The following is a 2,359-nucleotide window of genomic DNA, read 5'->3' on the forward strand; positions in this document are numbered from 1 at the left end:
GGGCGTCTCGCAGTCGATCCGCGGACGGCTGCTGGACCTCGGGGGCAGCGCCGAGCTGTACTCGGCACCGGGGGAGGGCCTGGAGGTGGAACTCCGGGTGCCCAGGAAGGGGAACTGATGTCGGACCAGCAGCAGCCACCGGTACGGGTGATGGTGGTCGACGACCATCCGATGTGGCGGGAGGCGGTCTCCCGGGACCTCGCGGAGGCCGGGTTCGCGCTGGTCGCCACCGCCGGCGACGGCGAGGAGGCGGTCCGGCGCGCCCGCGCGGCGCAGCCGCAGGTGCTGGTGCTCGACCTCAACCTGCCGAGCCTGCCCGGGGTGGAGGTGTGCCGCCAGGTGGTGGGGCACGACCCGGCGCTGCGGGTGCTGGTGCTCTCCGCCAGCGGCGAGCACGCCGACGTGCTGGAGGCCGTGAAGTCCGGTGCGACCGGGTACCTGGTGAAGTCCGCCGGCCGCGAGGAGCTGATCGACGCCGTCCGCCGCACCGCCGCCGGCGACCCGGTCTTCACCCCGGGCCTGGCCGGCCTGGTGCTCGGCGAGTTCCGCCGCCTGGCCGCCGAGCCCGCCGCCCCGGCCTCGCCCGCGGCCCCGCAGCTGACCGGCCGGGAGACCGAGGTCCTGCGGCTGGTGGCCAAGGGCCTGTCGTACCGCCAGATCGCCGAACGGCTGGTGCTCTCGCACCGCACCGTCCAGAACCACGTCCAGAACACCCTCGGCAAGCTCCAGCTCCACAACCGCGTCGAACTGGTCCGCTACGCCATCGAACAGGGGCTGGACGACGACCTGCGCTGACCGCGGACGGCCGCGCCCGGACCGGGAAATCCCGGTCCGGGCGCGGCCAACCCGTCACCGGGTCAGGTCGTGCAGGTCATGGCCATGTGAACACCCTCCTTCGGTCCGAGGTCCTCCAGCACGACCACGTAGTCGACCAGGCACTGGCCGACCGTCGGCTCGACCGCATGGTGCGCCATGGTGAAGTTCGCGGGATCGTGGAAGTGCATCGTGAGCGGCGTGTCGGTGGAGCGCAGCGCGGCCGGCCCGGCTTCGTCCCGCTGGAACTTCTCCCGATCCATCCCGACAGAAATGAGGAATCCAGTGGTGATGTCGGGCGTCGCCTCGAATTCCAGGACCGCCTGCTTGTCCCCCGATACCACCGCTTCGCAGAACGTCATCGACCCGACCCCGGCCGGACTCCGCACTGAGTACGGTGCCGCTGCCGTGTCAGGGACGGAATTCGCACAGACCGGCGCTTCGGCCTTCTGGCCGATCGGGTCGCAAGCGCAGCTTGCGAAGACAGTGGCGAGGGCGGCCACCAGGAGTGAAAGATTGGTCTTTGGGTGCATTCGGTTCACCTTGAGAAGCTCTGACGTGGTGGTGAGCTGTCCTTGGCCGGTCCCGACGGCGCCGGGTTGGCGGGAGCCCCGGCGGCGGCCGTTGCCGCCACCGCCGGAGTGATCCCCGCACCGACGAGTGCCCCTACGGCCACCGCGGCGGCCAGCCAGCCGCGTGCGGACCGCCTCCACTCTGTATGTGCCACTGTGCCCCAGTTCCAAATTCTTAAGATCTTTTAATGCGGGCTCGCGGAGCTTCGTCGACGGCCGAACTGGGTGTCAGAGCGGTATTGCTGAGCGTGACGGTCTGTATTGGATCAAGGGTGGCGAGATGTGCCAAATAGGTCAAAGAGGTGGTCAACTGTGGTCAAAGTCTCGGCAATGTGCGACTCAGTGTCACCTTTGGCGAGTGGAGGTGGCGGCATTAACGACTCTCGCCAATGCCGCATCCTGAAAACATTCTTGACGGATTATCAGCCGGTGGCCACGCCGGCTCCCGCCCGCAGCAGTCCCGCGACGATGTCGACGCCCTCGCGGGTGAGGACCGACTCCGGGTGGAACTGGAGGGTGGCGAAGCCCGGGCCGCGCAGCGCGTGGACGTCGCCGGTCAGCGGGTCGCGGGAGAGCTCGACGGAGTCCAGCGCGAGGCGGGCCGCCTCGGCGTCGGTGCAGCGGGCGGTGAAGGTGCTGTAGAAGCCGACGGTGCGCCGGGTGCCGAACAGGTCGATGCTCTCCTGGGCCCCCTGGTAGGGGACGCCCTTGCGGACCAGTGGCAGGCCGAGCTGATGGGCGATCAGCTGGTGGCTGAGGCAGACCGCGAGCAGTGGCGCGCCGCGGCTGCCGGAGCGGGCGGCGGCCAGCGCGTCGGCGGCGATCGGCCGCAGCAGCGCCATCTTGGGGTCGGCCGGGTCCGCGGGGTCGCCCGGTCCGGGGCCGAGCACCAGCGGGCCGCGGTGCGCGGCCGCCAGCGCGCGCAGGCCCGGGGTGTCGTACCGGAGCACGGTGACCCGGTGGCCGAGCGAGCC

Annotated in this window: 3 protein-coding genes and 1 pseudogene; 2 read left to right on the forward strand and 2 right to left on the reverse strand. The window is 70.7% G+C overall.

Annotation, left to right across the window (positions count from 1 at the left end; genetic code table 11):
* Both AA75_RS54205 and AA75_RS38270 read left to right on the forward strand, forming a co-directional pair.
* Positions 1-118, forward strand: a 118-nt coding sequence (locus AA75_RS54205) for a hypothetical protein (protein ID WP_033825051.1), incomplete at its 5' end; no start/stop codon positions are given.
* Positions 118-795: a response regulator transcription factor gene (locus AA75_RS38270; RefSeq protein WP_033825052.1), complete on the forward strand. Its 678-nt coding sequence runs from the start codon at positions 118-120 to the stop codon at positions 793-795. The genes AA75_RS54205 and AA75_RS38270, both read left to right, overlap by 1 nt.
* A gap of 62 nt (positions 796-857) precedes the next feature.
* Here the strand turns inward: AA75_RS38270 and AA75_RS38275 are convergent, their stop codons facing one another.
* Both AA75_RS38275 and AA75_RS38280 read right to left on the reverse strand, forming a co-directional pair.
* Complete coding sequence (locus AA75_RS38275; protein WP_149038627.1) at positions 858-1,346, reverse strand: hypothetical protein; 489 nt, start codon at positions 1,344-1,346, stop codon at positions 858-860.
* A 461-nt stretch (positions 1,347-1,807) separates the two neighbouring features.
* Positions 1,808-2,359: pseudogene (locus AA75_RS38280) on the reverse strand (glutamine amidotransferase); the annotation flags it as partial.

The organism is Kitasatospora sp. MBT63 (genome assembly GCF_000710465.2).
Classification (GTDB): Bacteria; Actinomycetota; Actinomycetes; order Streptomycetales; family Streptomycetaceae; genus Kitasatospora.